Annotated in this window: 1 protein-coding gene; it reads right to left on the bottom strand. The window is 76.5% G+C overall.

Annotated features, from left to right (window positions below):
- Positions 1-1,194, bottom strand: a 1,194-nt coding sequence (locus H5J30_RS34455) for a YcaO-like family protein (protein ID WP_181791747.1), incomplete at both ends; no start/stop codon positions are given.

Here is a 1,194-nt window from a genome sequence, read left to right as displayed (position 1 = left end):
TCGGGCGTCGTCTGGTCGACGGCCACGGCGTCGTGCCCGCGCGCCGCCAGCGCGTCGACGAGCAGCCGCAGGTCGTCCCGGAGGTCCAGCGTCGCCGGGCGCACGCGGGCCCAGTCGGCGTAGGCGTCGGCGAGCGGCAGCGCGGGGTCGCCGGTCAGGAAGTCCCCGGCGTGCGCGGCCATCCGCGGCAGCCCGTAGAGCTGGGCGTGGTCCTTCAGCTGCCGTACGCGCCCGAAGTCCTCGGCCATCGCCTCCAGTTCGGCGCGGCGCTCGGCCACCTGGTACGGCAGGTGCGGGATGTACGTCAGCACCTCGCTGAGCGCCGACGTCAGCGCGTCCGCCGGGTCCAGGCCCGCGGCGGCGCCGAAGGACAGCAGCCCGGGGCCGCCGTCCTCCCGTACGGCCACCGCGGTGACCACCGGGACGCCGAGGTCGCTGCGGGTGTCGAAGGCCCGTACCTCGTAGCCGAGGAGCGCCGCGCGGTCGAGCATGCCGCGCACCCGCGGGCCGCCGGCGCGGGGGTCGACGCGGGTGAACGGGGCGCGCCCGTACCAGGCGAGGAGGAAGGCGTCGCGCTCGATCAGCTCCAGCAGCCCGTACAGCGCGGCCTCGGCGAGGGAGCCGCCGGTCGCGCAGCCGTTGGAGCACTCGAAGACGAAGTTGTCGGACGGCAGCCCGGCGCTGTAGTGCACCAGCCGCGCCGGTACGAGCACGGGGCGCTCGTCGCGCAGCCGGTGGCCCCAGATCCAGGGGATGGGGCGGGCCGGGTCGAAGGGGTCGACCATGGGGTCGTCGCGGTACGTCTCCGGCGCGTACAGGCCGGTGCGCCGGGGGTCGACGACGGCGTCCTCGCCCCACTCGGCGGCGAGTTCGGCCAGGGAGGCGGTCACGGGGCGCAGCCCGCGGCGGGCGTGGGTGCCGGCGTAGCGCTCCAGTCCCTCCAGGTAGGCCAGGGTGCGGCTGGTGGCGTACGCGTCGGCCTGGCCGGAGAACGTGACGTCGTTGAGGCCCGCGTAGCCGCGGACGAAGGCGCTGCCGGAGATCGGCGCGGTGGTGGTGGACGCGGGGTTGAGGTGGGTGGTGGAGCCGAGGGCGCCGCAGACGGGGTTGGCGAGGGCCGCCTCGGGCAGGTCGAGCGCGCCGAGGGGGGTGACGCGGTAGACGCCGGGGGCCGGCTTCGGGGTGGGGGCGAGG

Origin of the sequence: Streptomyces phytophilus (genome assembly GCF_013870535.1) — a bacterium.
GTDB classification, from domain to species: Bacteria; Actinomycetota; Actinomycetes; order Streptomycetales; family Streptomycetaceae; genus Streptomyces; species Streptomyces phytophilus.
This window is presented reverse-complemented; position numbering and strand designations above follow the sequence as displayed.